The sequence below is a fragment of the Planktotalea frisia genome (assembly GCF_001890925.1).
Classification (GTDB): Bacteria; Pseudomonadota; Alphaproteobacteria; order Rhodobacterales; family Rhodobacteraceae; genus Planktotalea; species Planktotalea frisia.
On the sequence record NZ_MLCB01000141.1, the window covers coordinates 1 to 835 of the forward strand.

General features: G+C 43.6%; 1 protein-coding gene. It reads left to right on the forward strand.

Annotated elements, in window-relative coordinates:
- Positions 1–758 (forward strand): hypothetical protein (locus PFRI_RS11265; protein WP_217653411.1); only part of this gene is annotated, 758 nt, incomplete at its 5' end.
- Positions 759–835 lie beyond the last annotated feature (77 nt).

The window sequence follows — 835 nt, forward strand, 5'->3', positions numbered from 1 at the left end:
CAAATTCAGATTACCTTGAGCTACAGTCTTTGAAAAATGAAATTCTCTCTGAGCAGGCTCAAGCTGTGTTCCAGTCAAATTCTTCTGAGAGCTTTTTGAGAACCTCCCTCGGTGGTAATTATGACGCGGCAATGGCTGAACTCGTAAAACTTTATACGCCGACAAATAATTCAAAGTTATCCGCCAAAAATTCTAAACAGGTGACTCTGTTGGGTTTAAAGAAATCACACATTCAGACTGAAATCGAACTTCAGAAATTGTCCAATACACTGACTACCAATTGGCAATCTACGGTCAGCAGCCCAAAATCGCGTGGGGCGGGCAGCACTCTATTTGCTGGCATTACCATGGGCTTGCCAATTAAAGATGGCGGTAAGTCTGAAGCGACGATAGCTGCTTTGCAAAAAGAGTTTGAAGTGAATGCCTTGGAGCTTTCGACATATGAGCAAGAGGTAGCACTTGCTCAGCAGGGGCTTGATAATTTCTTTGACTATTATGAAAAACAGAAAGTTCTTTTGAATGAGCGAAAGCGCATTGCAGACGACCGTATTGTTGAACTTGAATTGAAGCTAAAATCTGGACGAGCAGATGTCAGCGCACTTGCAAAAGAGTTTTTGGCTCTTGCTCGGACTGAGATAGCCATTGAGCGACTTAATTTTGATCGTAAGACAAAGACGCTGTCTGCTCTGAGTGTTACTGGGCAAACCTGTGAGTTGGTTCGCCTTTGCAATGCTATCGGTATTGGAAATTTTAAATGACAGCGGTTGAAGCGACCGAAACTGACCTGCCCCCCGAAACTTCCCTCAGTTTAATGTAGAGTTTGCTCAACCATCGA